Origin of the sequence: Lachnospira sp. CLA-JM-H23, assembly GCF_040096425.1 — a bacterium.
Lineage (GTDB): Bacteria > Bacillota > Clostridia > Lachnospirales > Lachnospiraceae > Lachnospira > Lachnospira rogosae.
Genome location: NZ_JBBMET010000001.1, coordinates 417,401 through 435,836, shown reverse-complemented (window position 1 = coordinate 435,836; position 18,436 = coordinate 417,401). Strand labels below are relative to the sequence as shown.

21 protein-coding genes are annotated in these 18,436 nt (G+C 36.8%); all 21 read right to left on the bottom strand.

What is annotated here, in order from left to right; translation table 11 throughout:
• Positions 1-22: 22 nt before the first annotated feature.
• Positions 23-163: a cyclic lactone autoinducer peptide gene (locus WMO42_RS01990; protein ID WP_006859579.1), complete on the bottom strand. Its 141-nt coding sequence runs from the start codon at positions 161-163 to the stop codon at positions 23-25.
• Positions 164-409: 246 nt separating this feature from the next.
• The gene (locus WMO42_RS01985; protein WP_227250037.1) at positions 410-955 is read right to left on the bottom strand and encodes an accessory gene regulator B family protein; all 546 of its coding nucleotides are present in this window, start codon (positions 953-955) and stop codon (positions 410-412) included.
• Between the two features lie 42 nt (positions 956-997).
• On the bottom strand, positions 998-1,144 hold the full coding sequence (locus WMO42_RS01980) for a cyclic lactone autoinducer peptide (protein ID WP_006859576.1): 147 nt from the start codon (positions 1,142-1,144) through the stop codon (positions 998-1,000).
• Between the two features lie 417 nt (positions 1,145-1,561).
• On the bottom strand, positions 1,562-2,839 hold the full coding sequence (locus tag WMO42_RS01975; protein ID WP_015567867.1) for an IS110 family transposase: 1,278 nt from the start codon (positions 2,837-2,839) through the stop codon (positions 1,562-1,564).
• A gap of 518 nt (positions 2,840-3,357) precedes the next feature.
• Positions 3,358-4,416: a hypothetical protein gene (locus tag WMO42_RS01970; RefSeq protein ID WP_006859574.1), complete on the bottom strand. Its 1,059-nt coding sequence runs from the start codon at positions 4,414-4,416 to the stop codon at positions 3,358-3,360.
• A gap of 406 nt (positions 4,417-4,822) precedes the next feature.
• The gene (locus WMO42_RS01965; protein ID WP_015559315.1) at positions 4,823-5,329 is read right to left on the bottom strand and encodes a hypothetical protein; all 507 of its coding nucleotides are present in this window, start codon (positions 5,327-5,329) and stop codon (positions 4,823-4,825) included.
• Positions 5,330-5,373: 44 nt separating this feature from the next.
• On the bottom strand, positions 5,374-5,961 hold the full coding sequence (locus WMO42_RS01960; RefSeq protein ID WP_015567863.1) for a hypothetical protein: 588 nt from the start codon (positions 5,959-5,961) through the stop codon (positions 5,374-5,376).
• A gap of 9 nt (positions 5,962-5,970) precedes the next feature.
• Complete coding sequence (locus tag WMO42_RS01955) at positions 5,971-6,555, bottom strand: hypothetical protein (protein ID WP_015517456.1); 585 nt, start codon at positions 6,553-6,555, stop codon at positions 5,971-5,973.
• Positions 6,556-6,674: 119 nt separating this feature from the next.
• Positions 6,675-7,145 (bottom strand): hypothetical protein, encoded by a 471-nt coding sequence (locus WMO42_RS01950; RefSeq protein ID WP_015567862.1) that lies wholly within the window; start codon positions 7,143-7,145, stop codon positions 6,675-6,677.
• Positions 7,146-7,449: 304 nt separating this feature from the next.
• The gene (locus WMO42_RS01945) at positions 7,450-8,499 is read right to left on the bottom strand and encodes an ATP-binding protein (RefSeq protein WP_349191413.1); all 1,050 of its coding nucleotides are present in this window, start codon (positions 8,497-8,499) and stop codon (positions 7,450-7,452) included.
• Between the two features lie 251 nt (positions 8,500-8,750).
• The gene (locus WMO42_RS01940) at positions 8,751-9,485 is read right to left on the bottom strand and encodes a LytTR family DNA-binding domain-containing protein (protein ID WP_055307270.1); all 735 of its coding nucleotides are present in this window, start codon (positions 9,483-9,485) and stop codon (positions 8,751-8,753) included.
• 1,090 nt (positions 9,486-10,575) lie between these two features.
• Positions 10,576-11,181 carry a hypothetical protein gene (locus tag WMO42_RS01935; RefSeq protein ID WP_116443705.1) on the bottom strand — a complete coding sequence of 202 codons (606 nt, stop codon included), beginning with the start codon at positions 11,179-11,181 and terminating at the stop codon, positions 10,576-10,578.
• The gene (locus tag WMO42_RS01930; RefSeq protein ID WP_116443704.1) at positions 11,181-11,852 is read right to left on the bottom strand and encodes a hypothetical protein; all 672 of its coding nucleotides are present in this window, start codon (positions 11,850-11,852) and stop codon (positions 11,181-11,183) included. The genes WMO42_RS01935 and WMO42_RS01930 overlap by 1 nt, the downstream gene beginning before the upstream one ends.
• Before the next feature lie 25 nt (positions 11,853-11,877).
• A complete protein-coding gene (locus tag WMO42_RS01925; RefSeq protein ID WP_116443703.1) occupies positions 11,878-12,540 on the bottom strand; it encodes a hypothetical protein in 663 nt (220 codons plus the stop codon).
• A 306-nt stretch (positions 12,541-12,846) separates the two neighbouring features.
• Complete coding sequence (locus WMO42_RS01920; protein WP_116443702.1) at positions 12,847-13,911, bottom strand: hypothetical protein; 1,065 nt, start codon at positions 13,909-13,911, stop codon at positions 12,847-12,849.
• A gap of 126 nt (positions 13,912-14,037) precedes the next feature.
• Positions 14,038-14,520, bottom strand: coding sequence for a hypothetical protein (locus WMO42_RS01915; RefSeq protein WP_318295564.1), 483 nt, complete (start codon positions 14,518-14,520; stop codon positions 14,038-14,040).
• Between the two features lie 225 nt (positions 14,521-14,745).
• Entirely contained in the window at positions 14,746-15,201 is a 456-nt protein-coding gene (locus WMO42_RS01910) for a hypothetical protein (protein WP_116443701.1), read from the bottom strand.
• 93 nt (positions 15,202-15,294) lie between these two features.
• Complete coding sequence (locus WMO42_RS01905; RefSeq protein ID WP_116443700.1) at positions 15,295-15,513, bottom strand: hypothetical protein; 219 nt, start codon at positions 15,511-15,513, stop codon at positions 15,295-15,297.
• A 505-nt stretch (positions 15,514-16,018) separates the two neighbouring features.
• Complete coding sequence (locus WMO42_RS01900) at positions 16,019-16,207, bottom strand: hypothetical protein (protein WP_116443698.1); 189 nt, start codon at positions 16,205-16,207, stop codon at positions 16,019-16,021.
• Positions 16,208-16,359: 152 nt separating this feature from the next.
• Positions 16,360-17,616, bottom strand: a complete 1,257-nt coding sequence (locus WMO42_RS01895; protein ID WP_349191412.1) for a GHKL domain-containing protein — start codon at positions 17,614-17,616, stop codon at positions 16,360-16,362.
• A 1-nt stretch (position 17,617) separates the two neighbouring features.
• Complete coding sequence (locus tag WMO42_RS01890) at positions 17,618-18,325, bottom strand: LytTR family DNA-binding domain-containing protein (protein WP_349191411.1); 708 nt, start codon at positions 18,323-18,325, stop codon at positions 17,618-17,620.
• Positions 18,326-18,436: the final 111 nt, after the last annotated feature.

Here is an 18,436-nt window from a genome sequence, read left to right as displayed (position 1 = left end):
GAACATTATTTTCAATAACCTTTTACCTTTTTTTAATGTTCGGACGTTTCGGCTGATGCCATATTCCTAAACACGCAGGTGGAAATCCATCTATCCCATATACAGCTTCTTTTCTCATGACACGTTCTACAACCTTCAACACTTTCTTATTAACCTGCTTCATTCTCTCTCACCTCCTGTTTAAAAATTTTTGCTATACACAGCAAAGCTGCACATAATATAACAGCTATTGCCATGTAACTAATGTAAACCCTATCTGTCTCTAACATAACACAACCAAGTATTATGCCCCTCCTGTAAAGCGATTTCAAAACTTCTCGTCTATACAAGTATGTTTGTTCCAACACAACGATAATTTTTTATTGGAAACAATTTTTTGTTACCTTTTTCCACTCTTTAGCAATAGTTCCTACCATATTTTTTCTAATTTGCATTTTGTCTGAATTTTTCCACACAAATTCAGTAGTGCAGCAACTATCATACCGTTTAATAACCACTGGCATACTTCAATATGAATTTTGTGTGATATAATAATTGCCATATCTGCCAATACTAAAATTATTAACGCCTGTTTTCTAAATTTTTTCTGTTCCTCTTGATCTAATGTTCGATTTTCATTTTCTATTGGAGCAAATGCAAATATAATTGCATTTGCCCCAAATGTAGTTATAGTACATAACCATAGTGGAAAAATGATTTTATCCAATAAACATACCGCAACAACTATGGAACATGAAAATAAATAGCATCCACTCCTTGTTCTCGCATGAAAGCCACCCGATTTTCTACGCAATGGTATTAACACCATTGCAGTTACAATCATGGGCATTATCATTCGCATAGCAAAACCAATTACTATGTATGACAAGTAATGTACCACCTCTAACAATAAGCATTCTAAGCCAAAGCGATATACATCTTCCTCATTTTCATCCAGAAGTCCTTTTGTCCTCATGCAAGATAGAACATTTTTCAGCAATTTGTCCATAGGAAAATATTATTTTCTTTCTTTCAGTTCTTTTACTTTCTGTGGCATTTTAGGCTGATAGCCAATAAACAGGCACGCTGAATTTGCCTCTTTCTCTGCGTTTGCATATGCTGCTTTTGCAAGTAATTTCAATGCTACATCATTAAGTTTTTTCATGCTTGAAAACCTCCCATAATAATCTTTGTTTTTCTCTTGTTAACTCGCTTTTTCTCACATTTTCATTTCTTCATAGAGATATTTTCTAAGTCTATGTCATTCCCCTTGGCCATAAATCATGGATATTCGGATGTTTAGGGTACACAAAACAAGACGTCGTCTTATTCTGCTATGATCGGCCTTTCTTTCCCCAACTCCTTACGGCAGCCTAACCTCCCATGTCATACAGGATCTCCTTTACTTCTGGGTCCTTAATTCCTTCGTTCTGCTTATCCATAAAGGGGCGTCATGATGCTCCTTCGCTGAGTCTCTGCTCTGATGGTAAGAAATCTGACTTGGCTCTCTATGTTTATGAATTTCTTCTGTTCCTTTCAGCACCTTGCGGCGGACGTCTCCTGAATCTCACAGTCGTTCTTTTTATGCTGCCTGCGGCTGCCTGTGAATGTCAGAAAGCATCTTCTGCGCATCATAGGTCACTCCATTTGCAAGGATGGCATAAAAGACCCGTATCAGCTTACAGCTGATCGCAATCACGGATTGTTTCTTCTTGAGCGGATTATTCGCTCTTGTCGTGTAATACTCATGCAATGACTTAAACTCTGGGTTCTTCGCTATCAGCGGAATTGCTGCATTGAACAGCACTGCCCGCAGCTTACTCCGACCTCTTTTGCTTATGGTCGTCTGTCCTTTGTGCTTTCCAGAGCTGTTCTCCCGTAATGAGAGTCCTGCCAGCTTTTGTATCTGTCTGGGTGATTCGAAACGCCTCACATCACCCACTTCTGCCAGAAATCCGGCTACCGTGATCACTCCTATACCTTTGATGGCAAGCATCTGCTCGCTTTCGGGTATCTTCCTGCACAGCTTTTCTATCTCCTCCATAACGGCGTCCAGCTGTGCCTTTTTGTATTCGTAATCCTCGAGCAACAGTTTCATTTCATACCGGGCCGCCGAAGAGCCTTTCTTTAAGCCGATGCTACGTTTTGCTGTCTCACACAGGGTCGTTGCCCTTTTCATTCCCACAGCCCTAAGCTTTGCATCACGCCAGATTTGATTGATTTTCTCAGCTCCCAGTTCCACGATTGCTTCCGGAGTACAAACTTTCTTTAGAAGCAGCATACTGCTCTGTGCTTCATAGTCCCCAAACACATCTGTGTACTCGGGGAAATATATGGCGAACCATCTGGCAAATCTGTTTTTGATCTGGGTCATCTCCCTGATGAGTCTCTTACGATTGGCCACCATAATTCTTAAATCAGCATACACACCATCCGGTGTATACGGTGCAGAATACCGGCCCTCGGTAACCAGCTTTGCGATCACCTTCGGATCCTTCCTGTCATTCTTGCTTTGGCTGTTATCATCCAGTTCCTTGGTCTGCTTTACCGCATAAGGGTTAACCATAACCAGGAGGATGCCCTCATCCTCAAGATAAGCGCCAAGGTCAAACCAGTAATGACCTGTCGGCTCGATACCTACGATTGCATCCAGCTTCTTATACTTGTCCTGTAAATGCTGCATCCATGCTTTGAAAGATTCAAATCCTTCTCTGCTGTTGCTGAACGGAAAGACTTTTCCAAGCTCAATGCCTCTCCAGTCAAATGCCCTGGCGTACTGTGTTGTACTTCCGATATCGATTCCGACTACCAAAGTTGATTCTTTTACTTGATTGATTTTTTCATTCTGCTTATAATTCATTTGTGGGTGTCTCCTTTGAACAATGATTCTTATTAACCGCCAAGTTAACAATCATTATTCTATGGGTGGCACTCATTTTTTGCAAACCGGTTATTTGTTACTTAACAGGAATGCTCCTTATTTTTTCTTTTTCTATCGACAAGCATCTTATAAAATTTTACCTTTTTTGCACCAAGTACGATTTTTTTGCACGAAGTAAGACTTTTCACTTATTAAAAAGCCAAAATGCTGATGAATATAATATCATCTGTTTTGTTACTTCATATATTTTTATTGATAAACATATTGATATTACGAGCGATCGCATTCATATTGTCAAAAAAATAGCACCTAAACCACAAATGGATTAGATGCATATAATTTTTTCTATTATTTTATTTGCTTATCTACAATTTTAATTTTCTGTTACTGCTTTAAATCCGAAAATTGCTTACCTACCTAAATAAGTCTATCATTACCTCTTACATGATTTTCCTCGATATCTTTCAGACTTTTCTGCATACTTTCAAAGTATTATCCTATCGGGGCACCATTTTAAGATTTCTGATTGTCAACAGACCTTTTTCTCCATCAATATATGTACTATTGAAAAATACAACAAAACAAACCTGCGATATTTTTTTCCACGCAGTTGAATCTCTTGTTGTAGAAGGAATCCATATTCGGAAATGTTCTTCCTCGCAGCTAACCTGTAATGTTCTATCAATTACCTTATTTCGTATATCATCTTTTATTTCCAATTGAAAAGCTCTTATATCGCCACTACTTGCCGCATCAAATTCAAAAAAATATCCTGCTTCAAAAAAAGCTGACCAGTTATCACATGGAGCATATTCAAATAATGCCATTGCAAATTCCTTATTTTCTATTTTATTTACATTGATTATGTCAATATCCATTTCAAAACTATCTTTATGTGTTCTTATTTTCATAATATTTGAATCAGTATAAGAACTAACCTGTTTTATATCATAAAACTTAGTATAATCGTAAATTAAATCAACTTCTTTTCTCTGTGATATAGAATCGTCAAATCTTGTATGCTCATTCACACGATTTACTTCATTTGCAAGTTCCGTTGTAAGATAGCGTGTAAGGTGCATACTGACATAATCATTAAATTCCTCATCAGAAGCATAAACAACATATATTCCTCTGTCCTTGTATTTCTCCTTAAATGCCTGTATCTTTGTCTCCGCTTCCATATCAATTTCACTTTTTCGTACTGGCTTATCAGAAAAATATACAAATACCTGTTTTCCCTTCTGTATCATCAATTCAATTTCTTCTATTGTCCCTGATTCATAATGTTGTGTAGGACTTCCTATTCTATTACCAAATATAGCAATAATTGCATCCGATTTATCTAAAATCTGTTTATTAATAATGCTTTGTGGATACTCTCCTGCTTCTGGCATAACATTCTTTGACCAATACAATGTCTTAACAAAAATATTCATAGAAAAACCAATGGAATCATTTATATTATCCACAACTCTGTTGATAATCTCTATCTCTGTTTTCACATCGGAAGGACAGGAAATCATTAATCTACATACCGGCATCTTCTTAAACATAACTTTTCCCCCTTTGCGTTTTATTTAGTACAGCAGACTACTATAATTATTACCATAATACAACACTGCCTACTTTTTTAAATTCTGAGATTTCATTCAACAACAACCAATTTTTTATTATATTATACCAGTTTTTTCTACTTTTTTAAATATATTCATTACAAACTCACAACTCATATACAAAACAGAATAAACAAAAATTCCATTTAACTTAATAAAACAACAATTTTGCACTTACTACGAATTTTTTTATTACAATTTCTCAGCAAGACATAAAATAACAGGGAAATCAGAACAACTCCTAATCTCCCTGTCACAATGTCAAACATATTCTGGAATCCAATATTTTTACATTATTTGGTATTCTCCATAAGCAACTTATAAATATCCAATGTACTTTATAATTTTAATCTTCTAAAATATAAGATACTTTCATTTTTACAGATGAATATTTTGTACCTCCAATAAATGCCGAGCCAAGATTTGGCGACGCAATATTAGTTCCCGTCATATACACAGACCATGTACCTGCTGCTTTTTCTGCAATGAACAAGTTGGTTGTCGTTACATTTCCTTTTCCCCAACTAACTGTATGTGTTTCACCACTAGGACTTGTAATTGTAAGGCTCTTTGCCAATATTGCTCCTTTTCCTCCAATAACAGATGCATTTGAACAGTCAATTTCAACTTCTTTTACTATCGCTTTATCTGGTAAGCTGTTAAAATTAAATGTGATGGTATTAGAATTTCCAGTAACTCCTGGTAACAATGCAACAGACATTGCCTTTGATGATGTAACAGTTTTTGATGATGTAGTTGCTGCAAAAGCTGTTACCTGAGATGCAAACAGCATCGTAAATGCTATAGCAAATGCCATTATTTTATTTATTTTCTTTTTGCTTAAATTAAACATAGATATTTTCCTCCAAATTATAGACCTTATTTTAATTGCATACTTCATGCCTTCATATCAAAATTATCTTGCAATATTATGTTTTCACCTACACTACCAGTCTTTTCTTCACTATTTAATGCTTTTCTCGCCTCACTAAATGCCTCATAATATGTCATTTTTAATGCTGAATGAACCTGTGACTCTGCTTTTGTTTCTTTTTCCTGCCAGCCTACTCCCCCTGTATAGGTCAAAACTTCTTCGCCCTCTTCATTGTATACATGAATTGCCGAGCCTGTCCCTGTTCCCTGATATTTTGCCTCATAAGGTATTCCAAACAGCATACAGAGCCATTTTTTGTCTGCTTCCTCAACTTCTTTCACTGCTGACATATTACCTGAATTCATTGATTGACTAAACTTTCCAATTAAAGCAGCTCTATTCGGGGCTACTTTGCTTACTTCCGTCTTTCTCAAATTCATAAATGCATTTCCCATATATACATTGTCCTGTGCATCTTTTTTTGCCAGATCAACAATCTTCTCTTTTAAAGAATCCGTTAATTTCCATTTGTTTTTTTTAGAAGATTTAGAAACATTTTTATTCGATGTGTTCCACACTTTTGCTGTGCTATAATTATTTGATATTTCCATTTAATTGAATCACCTCTCTGTTCTGTCATTTATGTAATCATACAATTCCTTATATGACAGATAACCTGATAAGTTGTTCGAATCATATTGTAACTGCATAAATTCTTTAATCATGCTCATATAGTCTTTCTTTTCATTTATGCTGTCAGAATCATAAGTGATGTTGCCATTCACACCACCAGCCGCATTCATGAAATCTCCAAAAGCATTTTTCGTAAAGCCTTCTACATCACTATATGTTGTATATGCAAGCATTTCCAAATAACTTGCATTTCTTGGATCAACATCATTTATCTGTACATTTGTATCTGTGTAATTTCCTTCTTTGTCCCAATATCTTACCCTGTATTCTGGGTTTGCCGAATCATATGCATCTGATTTATATACAGATGCACTACTGCCATCCGGAAATCCTACTGCTGTTAATGCATTTCCACTATCTTCTGTTCCCGACATATGTAATGTAATATTAGAAGATGTACTGCTTACATTTGATAACAAACCGGAATTCATACCGTTCGCTTTCGCAGTGTTTCTTTTTGTTCCTGTATAATAATTTGAATAATTATAACCGTTAATTCCTGCTATACTCATTTTCGTTTCCTCCAATTATTTTCATTCCTCTGTCATTCGGAATCTACTCACTCTCCATAACGGTCCAAGTGATTTATTGCTTTTTATAAAAGGACACCTATTATACACACTTTCGTTTTTTATTTTACTGTTATTATTGAACTTGTAGACATTGTATTCCACGGTGAGTTTACAGATGTAATTCTAAATGTAAAATTATGTGAACCAACAACTGCCTTAGCACATTTTACTTCATATAGATATCCTGTCACAATCGGCTTTCCAACAGAAGTTGTTGAAGATACATAGCATTGCGATCCATCATATGTCGCATAAATATTTTTCCCATATCCAGCTACCTGCACTGTAACATACACATATCCATCACTTTTTATTTGCGCTGCAACTACCTTTACGCTCGACACTGCTGGTGCAGGAGCTCGAACTGAAATTCCAGGTGTCACATCTTCATCAACTGTATTTATCATTCCTTCATCCGTAAAAGAAACCTTTAAATTACTTGTTTCATCTGTTTCTGCGGCAAATGCCGTTACTGAAAAGCACATTACCATCATCATAACTAATGATATTATTTTAAATATTTTCTTCATGTATTTTTCCTCCATTTTTATAGGTGTCCTTTTTTATCCATTACAATTTTCTGCTATTTTATCTTCCCTTTGCAGCAACATTCGGATCATTGTTCGCCTCAAAGGAATATTGTCAAGTGTGTAAACCGTAGTCCGTAATTCTTGACATAAGCGAAACCTCCCATCATTAAATTTTTTATATGTATCATCCACTTTATTTTTTTCTATCGACACACCCCTTCTGATATTTTACCTTTTCTGCACCAAGTACGATTTTTTTGCACGAAGTAAGACTTTTTACAAAAAAATAGCCAAAAATGCTCTTTTATGAATTAAGGAATAACTCAGCAGCAAATTTATTTCCATCATTCTTCAATGTTAAATTTCCATCATATTTTTTTACACTGCTCTGAACATTCAGCAGTCCTATTCCACCGCCTTTTCCTTTCGCTGATACCGGAAAACCATTTTTCCACTTTACCTCCCCGCAGTTATTTTCGATGCTGGCAGCTATCATTTTATGGTATGAGCCAATCTTAATCGAAATATATTTCCCGCCTTCAAGCTTCTCTGCAGCCTCAATCGCATTATCCAATAAATTTCCAAAAATAGTTGTAATGTCGATTGGTGCAAGGAAATTCAGATTCACATTATCCACCTTTATGGTTACTGAAATACCTTTTTCCTTCATAACGGATTCTTTATCGGTAAGAAGAATGTTTAATATTGGATTTTCTGTGTATTGAACCGGAATGAGCGGCTTTAACAGTTCTCTGATTTCCGCTGCATATTCTCCTGCCGTATTCCCCTGCTCTGCACCATATAATCCTTCGATTGCTTTAATATGCTTATTTACATCATGTAATATGTGGACGGTTTGATCATATTTTTTTGTCTGCGTCAAATAGTATTCGTATTGTACCTTTGCCTGTTGCTCTAAAGCGATGAGCTGCTTTTCATAATAGTTCTTTTCATCTGCCATTTTAACAAAATATAAAAGGTATAGATCTGCCAGAACAATACACCCCATATTGACTGCACATAAATAATTTTCTTCTCCATTTTTAAAATTCTCTACAATTACACCCATGTTAATCAGATTGTATAGGAGTATCATTCCATACATGATGTACCTTGTCTTTGCATAAGGAATATCGCTCTTTTTCACAAACCTGTTTATGAATGTATAATACAAAAAAATAAGTATTACTTTTGAAAATGTTACCTCAAGGCAGTAAAGCATCGTTTCATTCACATTTTTTATATCTGCTGCCTGCAAAATACATTGTAAAAGAATCACTCCTAATGATTCACAGACAGACATGCAAAATACCAATGCCTCACATTCAATGATACGTCTTAACGGTTTATCCATATCCTCATAATACAGAGCATATGCGATCACCCCCGTCAACACGCCCCAGACCACCAGATTTAATATGGAATGATTGAACATATTGATACAGGTTGTAAAAATCACTGTGACAGTCTCAACCACAATATATACATATCTATTTTGACTGCTTCTTTTATACTTTCCATTCATAAACTGGAACAGTATGGTACTTATGATAAAACAGGAAAGAGCATTACATAATATCAGTAAAATCGTATTCATCGTTTCTCCTATGAATTTTTCTGCAAAAATTTATTTACTTCTTCTCTAAAATCGCTGCTTCTCTTTTGCGCAATCTGGAGTTCTTTTCCATTGTCCAGATAAATGGTAAAGCCTTTTATTTTTTCAATATGCCTTAAATTAACCAGATTTCCTCTGCAATTCACAACAAAATCATAGGGCTGCAGTTCTTCAACCAGTTTTTCAAAAATGCAGTCATACTCATATGTTATATCAGACAACGCTATCAGTACTTTTCTTGATCTTTTTATGTATTCAAAATATAAAATGTCCCTGAGTTTCAATTTGATTGACAGATACTCTTTCCCATTGCTGTCCGTCACTTTATAAAAATCCTTTTCTGCTCCGGTATCCGGCAGTTGATCCAGTAGTTCCAACATCTGCATTTCCAATTTATCATATTCCAGTGGTTTACATAGAAATGAAAATGCATGAACTTCGTTAATGACCTGCATACAATATTCTTCATAACTCGTAATATACACTAATTTCACATCTGGAAATTTTTCTTTCAATGTTCTCCCCAGTTTAATACCATTCAGTTCTTCCATCGAAATATCTAAAATTCCGATATCAATGTTGCTGATATTTTCAAGCATTTGATTTGCAGACGCAAATTGCTCAATATGATAAGCAATCTTTTGACTTGTAAAAATCTTATGCAGCATATTCACTGCACGCTCAAGATCTGCTATATCGTCATCACAGACAACAATTTCCAGCATAGCACTCACCTTCTTTCTCATTTATATATCGGTTCAATCTTTATTCTGTTTCAAATCTCACCTATAAAAGATATCACATGAAACAAAATATTATGGTATTTCTTCACCAAATACGATTTTTTAACACGAAATACGATTAAAAAGAAAAGCAGTAAACCATTTGCTCCTGTTAATACACAAAAGCACTGTATCTCAAACTCTTTGAAATACAATGCTTCCCTGCATTTTCTATATCGTCATGTTGATATTATTACTTTACTATCCTGCACACTCTCTGGGAGTGACTGTATCTATCAAAAAAGAAGCCAGCAGTTTATTCACGCACTACTGACTTCCTATATTATTCATTTTATTTACTTCGCTGCGTCTCAGACAAGTTTTCCATCTTTAAACACAATCTCTTTTATTTCTTAATATGCTTAAAAAGTTTCGTAACAAACAAGGCTTTCAAGCGCTTTTCTATCCTTTGAATGTCTGTCTGGTGATGCCTTTTCTGTGTCAGCATATCCCACCGCAATAATTGCTATTGGTTCAAGGTTACTTGGAATATTAAACTCATTTCTGATAATCTCAGGATCAAAATATGTAAGCCAACAAGAACTAAGTCCTAAATCCTCTGCTTCTAATACTATATGATCCGCAACTATTGTTGCATCAACACTTCTTTGGTATTTATCAACGATAATATGCGATTCATCATAGCATCCTCATTATCCTCAAATGTCAGAACTAACATTTTCCCATACACATCACCTGCCTTATTACATTTATCTACTGCTGAAGCTTTGGTCAATACAAAAGAATAATTCCTATGTCCAGCCAAGAAGTACATTATCTGCTGTTTGGTTTTTCTTTGATAACTTCAATGAAACTATCTTTTCCCATGTGAACAGTCAGTTTGACCTTGTTCCCCCCTGCTATGCTGAGCCCAAAACTCATCTGCCTGTTTAATCTTTTCTTCAGCTGTAATTTGTTTCTCCCCAGTTTTTGTCTCCTGAGTTTCTATCAAGTTATCAGCCGCAATCGGTTCATCTTTTTTTGTACCTGCGGTTTGCAGTATTGCATACGGGGCTGTGGGTTTTATTTCCTGCTATGCTTTGGCATCAAAGCTACTCTGCATATCTACCACATTTACCATTTCTTCGCCTGCCATCGGAATCCCTCTCTTGGCATTTCCCCATGCCTCGTTATAGATCATGCACATTTCCGTCTGTCTGGCGGCCTCTGCATTAGTCGTATACATCGTCCACCCATTATTGGAATAAGTCGTCACCATCTCCCCGTTTTTATCGTAAAACTCTATGTAATCGCTGTTGCCTGACGGCAGTTTCTGATATTTCACTTTCCCTTCAAGCAGTGTTGCCACAAAATCTATTGGCTTCAGCACATTCTGTCTGTTCCTTGAAATAGCTTTCAGCCCGGAAGTAATAATCCCTTTTCTGTCCGGGGACACTTCCGATGTGTAGCTTTTCATCAGCCTATTAAATCCTTCGGATTTGTTTTGGAACTGCCCTTTTTCAAAATCCTCATAAGCTTGTTCCCTGATCTGCTTCCGGTATTCTTTATCACTGACACCGCTTTTCTTTTTAGAGAAAATATATTTGTCATTGAAGTCCGGCAGATGGATGCCGCCTATACTGCCTGTTCCAGAAAAGAACCTTTGTTGTAATGAACCATTGGACGAATTAACTTGCATTATACCACCCTCTCCTGTAAATTTCCTAGTCTATTCAATATTTGATACATCTGGCTATTGCCAAACATATAACTTTGCAAAACAAGCGGTCTCTCTGCCCGTCTGTTTTCTCGGTACAGCTTCATATAGGCATCCTTAACCTGATAAAAGCTGTCCTCCAATTCTTCCATCTCCTCTGTTGGCATTTCAGGAATATTCCCCTGAATGACCTGCCCCTGGGCTGTTATTCTGGCACAGGATTTCTGCCATGCCACTTCCTGCTCAAATTGTATATCCAACCACTCTATCTCATCTTCTTTTGTCAGCGGCGTCCCATCTACCTTATAATACTGTTCATTTTCATAGCGCTGTTCAATTTCAGAATACAGCCTTGCATAACTCAGCCCACAAGCATTCACAACATCCGAATAGCCATACTGCCCTTTTTCTTCCCTGATTTCCTTTAATATTCCGGCTCTCATATCGCTGAACGATGTAACCGAATGCACAACTGTATGCTTAATTTTATCCATTAAATTTTCCCTGTTTTTCGATAATTGAGAAACCTCTAAAGTATCCTTATGAAACACCTTCTGGTCTTCATTTTGGCTTTCCTGTTTTCCCAAATATTCCCTATCAAACATGGAAAAATCCGGCAAATGAATAGGATGACTTAAAAATGTAATTGACATATCTCTTTCTCCTTACTTAAAATCACTATCCAAGCGAAAAAGCACTATCCGTAACCGCTTCCGTCATAGCATTTGCTTCATAAGCATTAGACGCTTTTGACAACAGCCTTTCATTGTTCCACGACCGTAATAATCGGCTTCTTTCCTGTTCCTGCTTTGCAATCTTTTCATTCAACATTTCCTGCTGCTGTTTTTTAACCTGCGCCCGTTTTTCCAGATATTCTTCCAAAAGCTCTTTTTGTCTATCTTTCTTGTTGCTTGTCTTTTTATAAAAACTGTTTTGTGAACGAGCATAAAATTCCGATTGATTATTAACACCAGACCATGAATCGCCCCTATAATCTTTAGCAGTAGCTCCTACAGTGAGCACCATAGAAGCTTCCAACGGTGCAAAGGATGAAGTTAAGTCACGTTTAAGTGCTGATAATATCTTTTCCCTGTACTCCGGATCATCTTTCATATTCTTAAATGCTTCCTCTGATATGTTGATAGCCACATTGGTTATAGTTCTATTTCTGGGTATCTTATCAATTTCAGCATAAAATTCCTTTTTGAAAATCGCCATTTCTTCCGCTTCTGATAGTTCCTTTGTATTGCCCGTTTCTCCCATGCTGTTTACGCTCTTTGTACTTTTCGTTGTTGCAACATTGTTCTGATAATAACTCTGTCCTACTCCACTAATAGCCATTTTTAATCCTCCTTTATCAGCACTTTTTCATAATATCCGATAGTATGCTTGTTGCTGTTCCTTGTTTGTAATTTATACTTTTAAAGGCTACCAAAAACTTCTCTTTAGCCTGCTCCATTATTGATACTGCGGTTTTCTGATATTTTGTATCAAACATTTGAGCCTTTTCTTTGTATTCATCATATTTGCTTGTATCATTTACAATATTGCTTGTAACAAGTGTCCCTATGTGAAAGGCACACTCTACACTTTATTGTTGTTATCTTCCATTTTCCGAGCAATTATAACTTTTCCAATTTACGTTTATCAAATGCTCCAAAATTTAGATGCCAGCTCCCGATTTATGATAGATGAAAGAAAATTAGGATTATTATTCTGGAACACTTTCAGACTTTCAAGAAAAGCTGCTTTATTCTCTGTCTTTATATCTGAAAAAGTTGCATCCAGCTTCTGATCTTTTACATTTTTCTCCACATATTCCTCCGACTGCTTTTCGTAATTATCAACCATCGAAGGATTCTTTTTCACTGCCCCTTCATACCAATTTGTAAAGTATTTTAACGCATTAAGCTGTCTGTCCTCATTGCTGCTTTCTTTACTAATCTTCTGATATTCCGCGTATGCACTGCTGTCCATCGTCCTCATCATATCAAGTGCATTTGTAGTCTTTACAAGATTGCTGCCATGTCCAAGATATGTACCTTTCCGTACTCCATAGTCCATATTTCCGTTATTGTCGGCTTTTCCTGCGCTTGCAAGCTTTGCGATAGACTCCATCGCTTCCAAAAATGATTTTCTGCTATCTTCCGGGATAAAATTCTCTGCCGCATATTCCGCTTTTTTCATACCAAGTGAAATATTTGCCTGCCGTTCTTCCTCTGTCATAGAGCCAGTATTTCCGACAAGGAAATTCTGACGGATGATATCATATACAAATCCCTGCTCCTCTTTGCTGCAATTCTCCACCGCAGATGCAACCGCCTTGTCCGCACCGTACATCCCGGAATATGCCGGAAGTTCTAAAGTATTATCAACCTGCGTGATTTCTTTTTGGAACGCTGCATTCCTCGCTTCCATTGCTTCCCGTTGCTCTTTCGTTACATTCTCGTCCACTATGCCTTTCTTGTTTTCCACAAGTGCAGCCATTCCATCTCCCGAAAACTCCACGATGACAGCATCTCCATACTGCGAACCAATGTCCTTCATCGCCTGCAGGGTTTCTTCCCTCGACATCTTGTCCATAACCTTGTTGCCATGTTCATCCGTAGTGTTAAATTCATACTTTACAAGGGTATCTTTCTTATATGTACCGTTCCCATATGAAGGAATATTCGTTGTTCCTCTGTAAAACTGACTGTAATCAATATTCATAATATACACACTCCTCTACTTTATTTTTTCTTAGGTATTTGTGAAATACCAAAAGTCTCATAAATACAATATTTTTACCACATAAAACATACTATATTTTTATAGTTTCATACTTGTATATATATCTTATGCAAACATATAATATCTGCCTAAATCATCAACTTTATATACATTATTTGTCTGAGTGGTGCCATAATTATCACCATAATATATCTTTATTCCTTTCAAAATTTTCGTCCATGTACTTATGTCTGCACAATCATTTTCTGCCGCTAAACATTTTCTGGCAGTAGCATAACAGGAACCCGACATATCAATTTCCCATGCTTTGCTAGAATCACCGTCATACGGAATATATGTAATTCCATTCGGAGTCAAAAATGTAAAACCATCTTTTTCACGTTTCAGATTTCCTGATATCTCAAGTAAAGCATATAATTCTGCCGTAGACAGCTGTGAACTTACCGGATATTTTTGAAATTCATCAGCTAATTTATTCAGCGTCTCTATATCTTTATCGGATGTTATGATTACCGAAACTCCTTGTGCCTCATTTCCCTTTATCGACAAATAATTTAACCCTGTCTTTGGATCACGGTTTACTACCAATCCCCCCTGTAGCGGTATCTCCTTTCCATAATTATTACATAAAAGGTAACTATTCAGAACCCCATTCGCAAAACCGCCTCTGCGAGGCTTTTCTTTTGCTCATGTGGTGACTTCGCCCTATAAAGATTATCAATTGCTCTTACGAATGCAAGCATTCGACGCTCATTTGATAATCTTTACATGGCTCTGAATAGACCATAAAAGTATAAATGAATTTATTTATACTCAAATGTTCCAGCTTTTACTTTCTTGCATTCCCAGCAAGTAATCTTGAACATACTTCTGGTCAACTACATTCTGTGCAAGAGCTTTCTGATCGAGTAATTGTCGCTGTGCCTTTTGGTCGATATGCTTTTCCAGTATCATCTTCTGCATAAGTTCCCGCTTTTGGCGTTCACTTGCCACATACTCGCTGTCCCGCTTACGCTGTGCAGCTCTACGGTCAGCATAGGTACGATCAGAATGATAAAACGAACCTTCTGCTTTCTTATCAGCCCATTGCTGTTTGGATGCTTTTGTCGCCGCACTATCATTATCAAAAACATTCATACCATAGCTGGTTGCTCCAGACCCTGTAATTGTTGTTGTAACATGGGCAGCAATAGGAACCCCATGAGAAGCTCTTGCATCTGCACGAAGCCAATCCATAATTTCCTTACGGTATTCTGGATCTTCCTTCATTCTTTTGAATCCATCTTCTGTGATATGTACAGAATTGGACAAAATAGCCGAGGAGTTCATTTTATCAATTTCAGCCAGTTTCTCATAGATTTCCTACTTGAACGCTGCCATCTCATCAACTTCGGAGACTTCTTTTGTCGCCGCTGTCTTATCTGTTTGGCTTGTTGCCTGTGCGCTTGTGTTCTGTACCATCTGAGAAAAATCCTGCATTTTCACTGTGCCTGCTTTTTGCTTCATACCAGAAGAACGATATGCCAACATTGCGGCACTGGAATATCCACTAATCTGCATAGCTATAACCCATCCTTTCATTAATTTCAAGCCCCAAATCATTGATTTTTGGACTTTTTCTTTAAACAGTTACCTCATAACAAGTGCTAAAGTGCATGAACATTCATTGTATCAAGTACTGAATAGCTGAAAACAGGTACACCAAATAAAGCATCCATTGCTTTATAAAGGCTATAATTCCTCTGTTCTACTATGATGATGAACCTTCTGTGTCTAATGGCATCATGTGCCAACTTCCTTCGTCCCATCTGCTCATACACTGAGTGCCGGCTAAGCTTTCAAACAGGGTCATGCCCTACGGAGAGAACTACTGCCAGCTACAGCTCTTGTTTGTTTTGATTGTTACTGACCTTCCTTTGCTGCAGGGACTCTTTTCAGTGGACGCCTCCCCTGCTTTATCAGTTGGTCTTAGTGCTGATGTAGTGCACTCCACACTCCATCTGGTTTACGGGTTTCTTTTCCAGACCCCTGCCCGAATCCAGATAAACTCTGAATCCCGGCAAGGGTCTGGATTTGTAATGCTATCTTAAGTAGTACTTATGCTGCCTGTGGTATTGACTGATCTGGTCTTACAATGTCTCCCAATCCCGGCAGCTTTTAACTGGGACTGAACAGAACTGCTGTTCAACTGAGACAACTGAAAACTGCCTATTACATTTACTCCTGATGTCCCGAATGTTTTTTTTAAAAAAGCATAATCTGTAATCTTTGACATAAAACATCCTCCCATCTCTATTCCAAAAAATTATAACTTTTCCAATGTTAATAATCTGCTCAGTTTCTCTATTTCCTTTATCGGATAAAATAACCTGTTCTCCTAGTCCCATATCATCAAACGACCATATTACGCACACAAAGACCATCTCTTTACAAGATGACCACTGCCTTAAATTCATTTTCATCGCAGGAAAGCACCATATCACCGCCATATTTATCCACAACTGCTTTTACATTTAACAATCCAATACCGTGATGATCCCCTCTTTTGCTCTTTATCGTATCATTTTCAATTTCCACCTTTTCTGTCACCGGATTTCTTACCGCAAATATCAGTTTATGTTCTTCGCACTCTAATTTCAGATGAATGACCGCTTTTCCGGTATTTTTCAGTACCTTTTCACTCTCCCGGATTGCATTATCCAATAAATTGGAAAGCAAAATCACAATCTCTTCCTCTTCCAGACAAATCTCCTGCAGATCCCCTACTTTTAGGATCACTGCTATGTGCTTCTCCTGCATGCTGCGGTATTTCTGGTTTAAAATAGCATTCACCACTGGATGATTCGTATTTATCGCCGACATCTCGACTGCTATGCTCTCTGTCAGCTTCTGCGTAAATGAAAGTGCCTCATCTATGTGTCCATTCTTTATCAACGTTTGGATCGTAGAAAGCTGATTTTTATAATCGTGCATTTTTCTTCGCTGACGCTCATAGATTTCTTCCCGGTCCTGATAATCTGCAATACGATTTTTCTGATTTTGTTCCGTAAGTACCGCAATTTTTATTCTCTCTTCTTTTTCAATGGTATTCTGCATGAACTCCATAAGGATAAGGTTAATCGCAACCAGTCCCACCGAAAGAAATAAAAATACATTCTGCATATCATCGTTTTCTGAATAAAACATAAGAATGAAACCGACCACCGTAAATACAGGAACACAGAAAAACTGTAACCATTCTTTTCCTGTAATCAGACCGCAGCTTTTTCTTGTTTTGCTAAATCTTCGAATAAACAACATCAGAATGATAAAAACCGTTTTTGATATCAGTGCCTGTAAAAACCATTTTTCTTGGATTGAACCTCCTCTTCCCAGCAAAACAGTCACATAATCAATCAATACAAGCATTGTATAGTTGATGATTGAAAACAAAAAACTCTGCCGGAAGGAAACTTCATAATAAGCCAGATTCAGGAAAGACATAACCAGTATAATCGGGATACATTTTAACATTCCGATCCATACCCCTGTGACTGCTGCCAGATAAAGCACTCCGCAATAAACAAAAAATCTGTATCTGTTCCTATATCCGCCATCTCTTTTTTCCATAAAAGTATCAAAAAAGTATAGCGTTCCTTTTACTTCCAGCATTTCCGCAATAAATGTCAATACCCAGAATGTCATGTTATTCTTCTCCCTTATACAGCATATATTCCCTCTTTACCTGTGCATATCGTGCCTTGGGAACCGAAATCTTTTTTCCTGTCGTAAGTGTCATCACATAACTGCTGATTTTGGTAATGTATTTCATATTTACAAGAAAACTTAAATGCGCCCGTACAAATCCCATATTCTTTAATTCGTTTTCCAGTTCATCCAGTTTTTTATAAATCTGAAATGTCCCTTTTTCTGTATAAAATACATTTTTGTGAAGCTCTGTTTCTATATAAATGATGTCATCTGCATAAAGTTTTATCGTTCCTTCCACAAAACGAAATTCGAGAATCCTACGGTTTTTATTAATTTCTGCTATCAAATCATCCATACATTCTTCTATAGTATCTGCAAGGTTATCTTTCAGCAGAAAACGGCTTGCTTTCACCTTATATCCATCCAGTGCGTAATTCATGTATGCCGTCACCAGCACAACTGGAAGTTTTGGATATTTTTCTTTAATCCTCATAGCTGTTTTCAGCCCATCCATCCCCTGCATATTGATGTCCAGAAATAATAGCTGACACGCTTCCAAAGCCGATTGTTCTTCGCATAACTGTTCTCCGGATTCATATTCTGTAATAGTAAACTCATAATTCTTTTTTTCACCATAGTCTGACAGCAAATCTGAAAGATTTTTTCTGTCATCTATCCTGTCATCACAAATAATAATGTTCATATTTTTCATTCCTGTCTTTGATTGCTCTCATACCTGTAAACCATACAAGTCTCACCTAGCACTCTTTATTATATCAAACAAATCTTCCACTCGATCATTCTCTGCATCAAA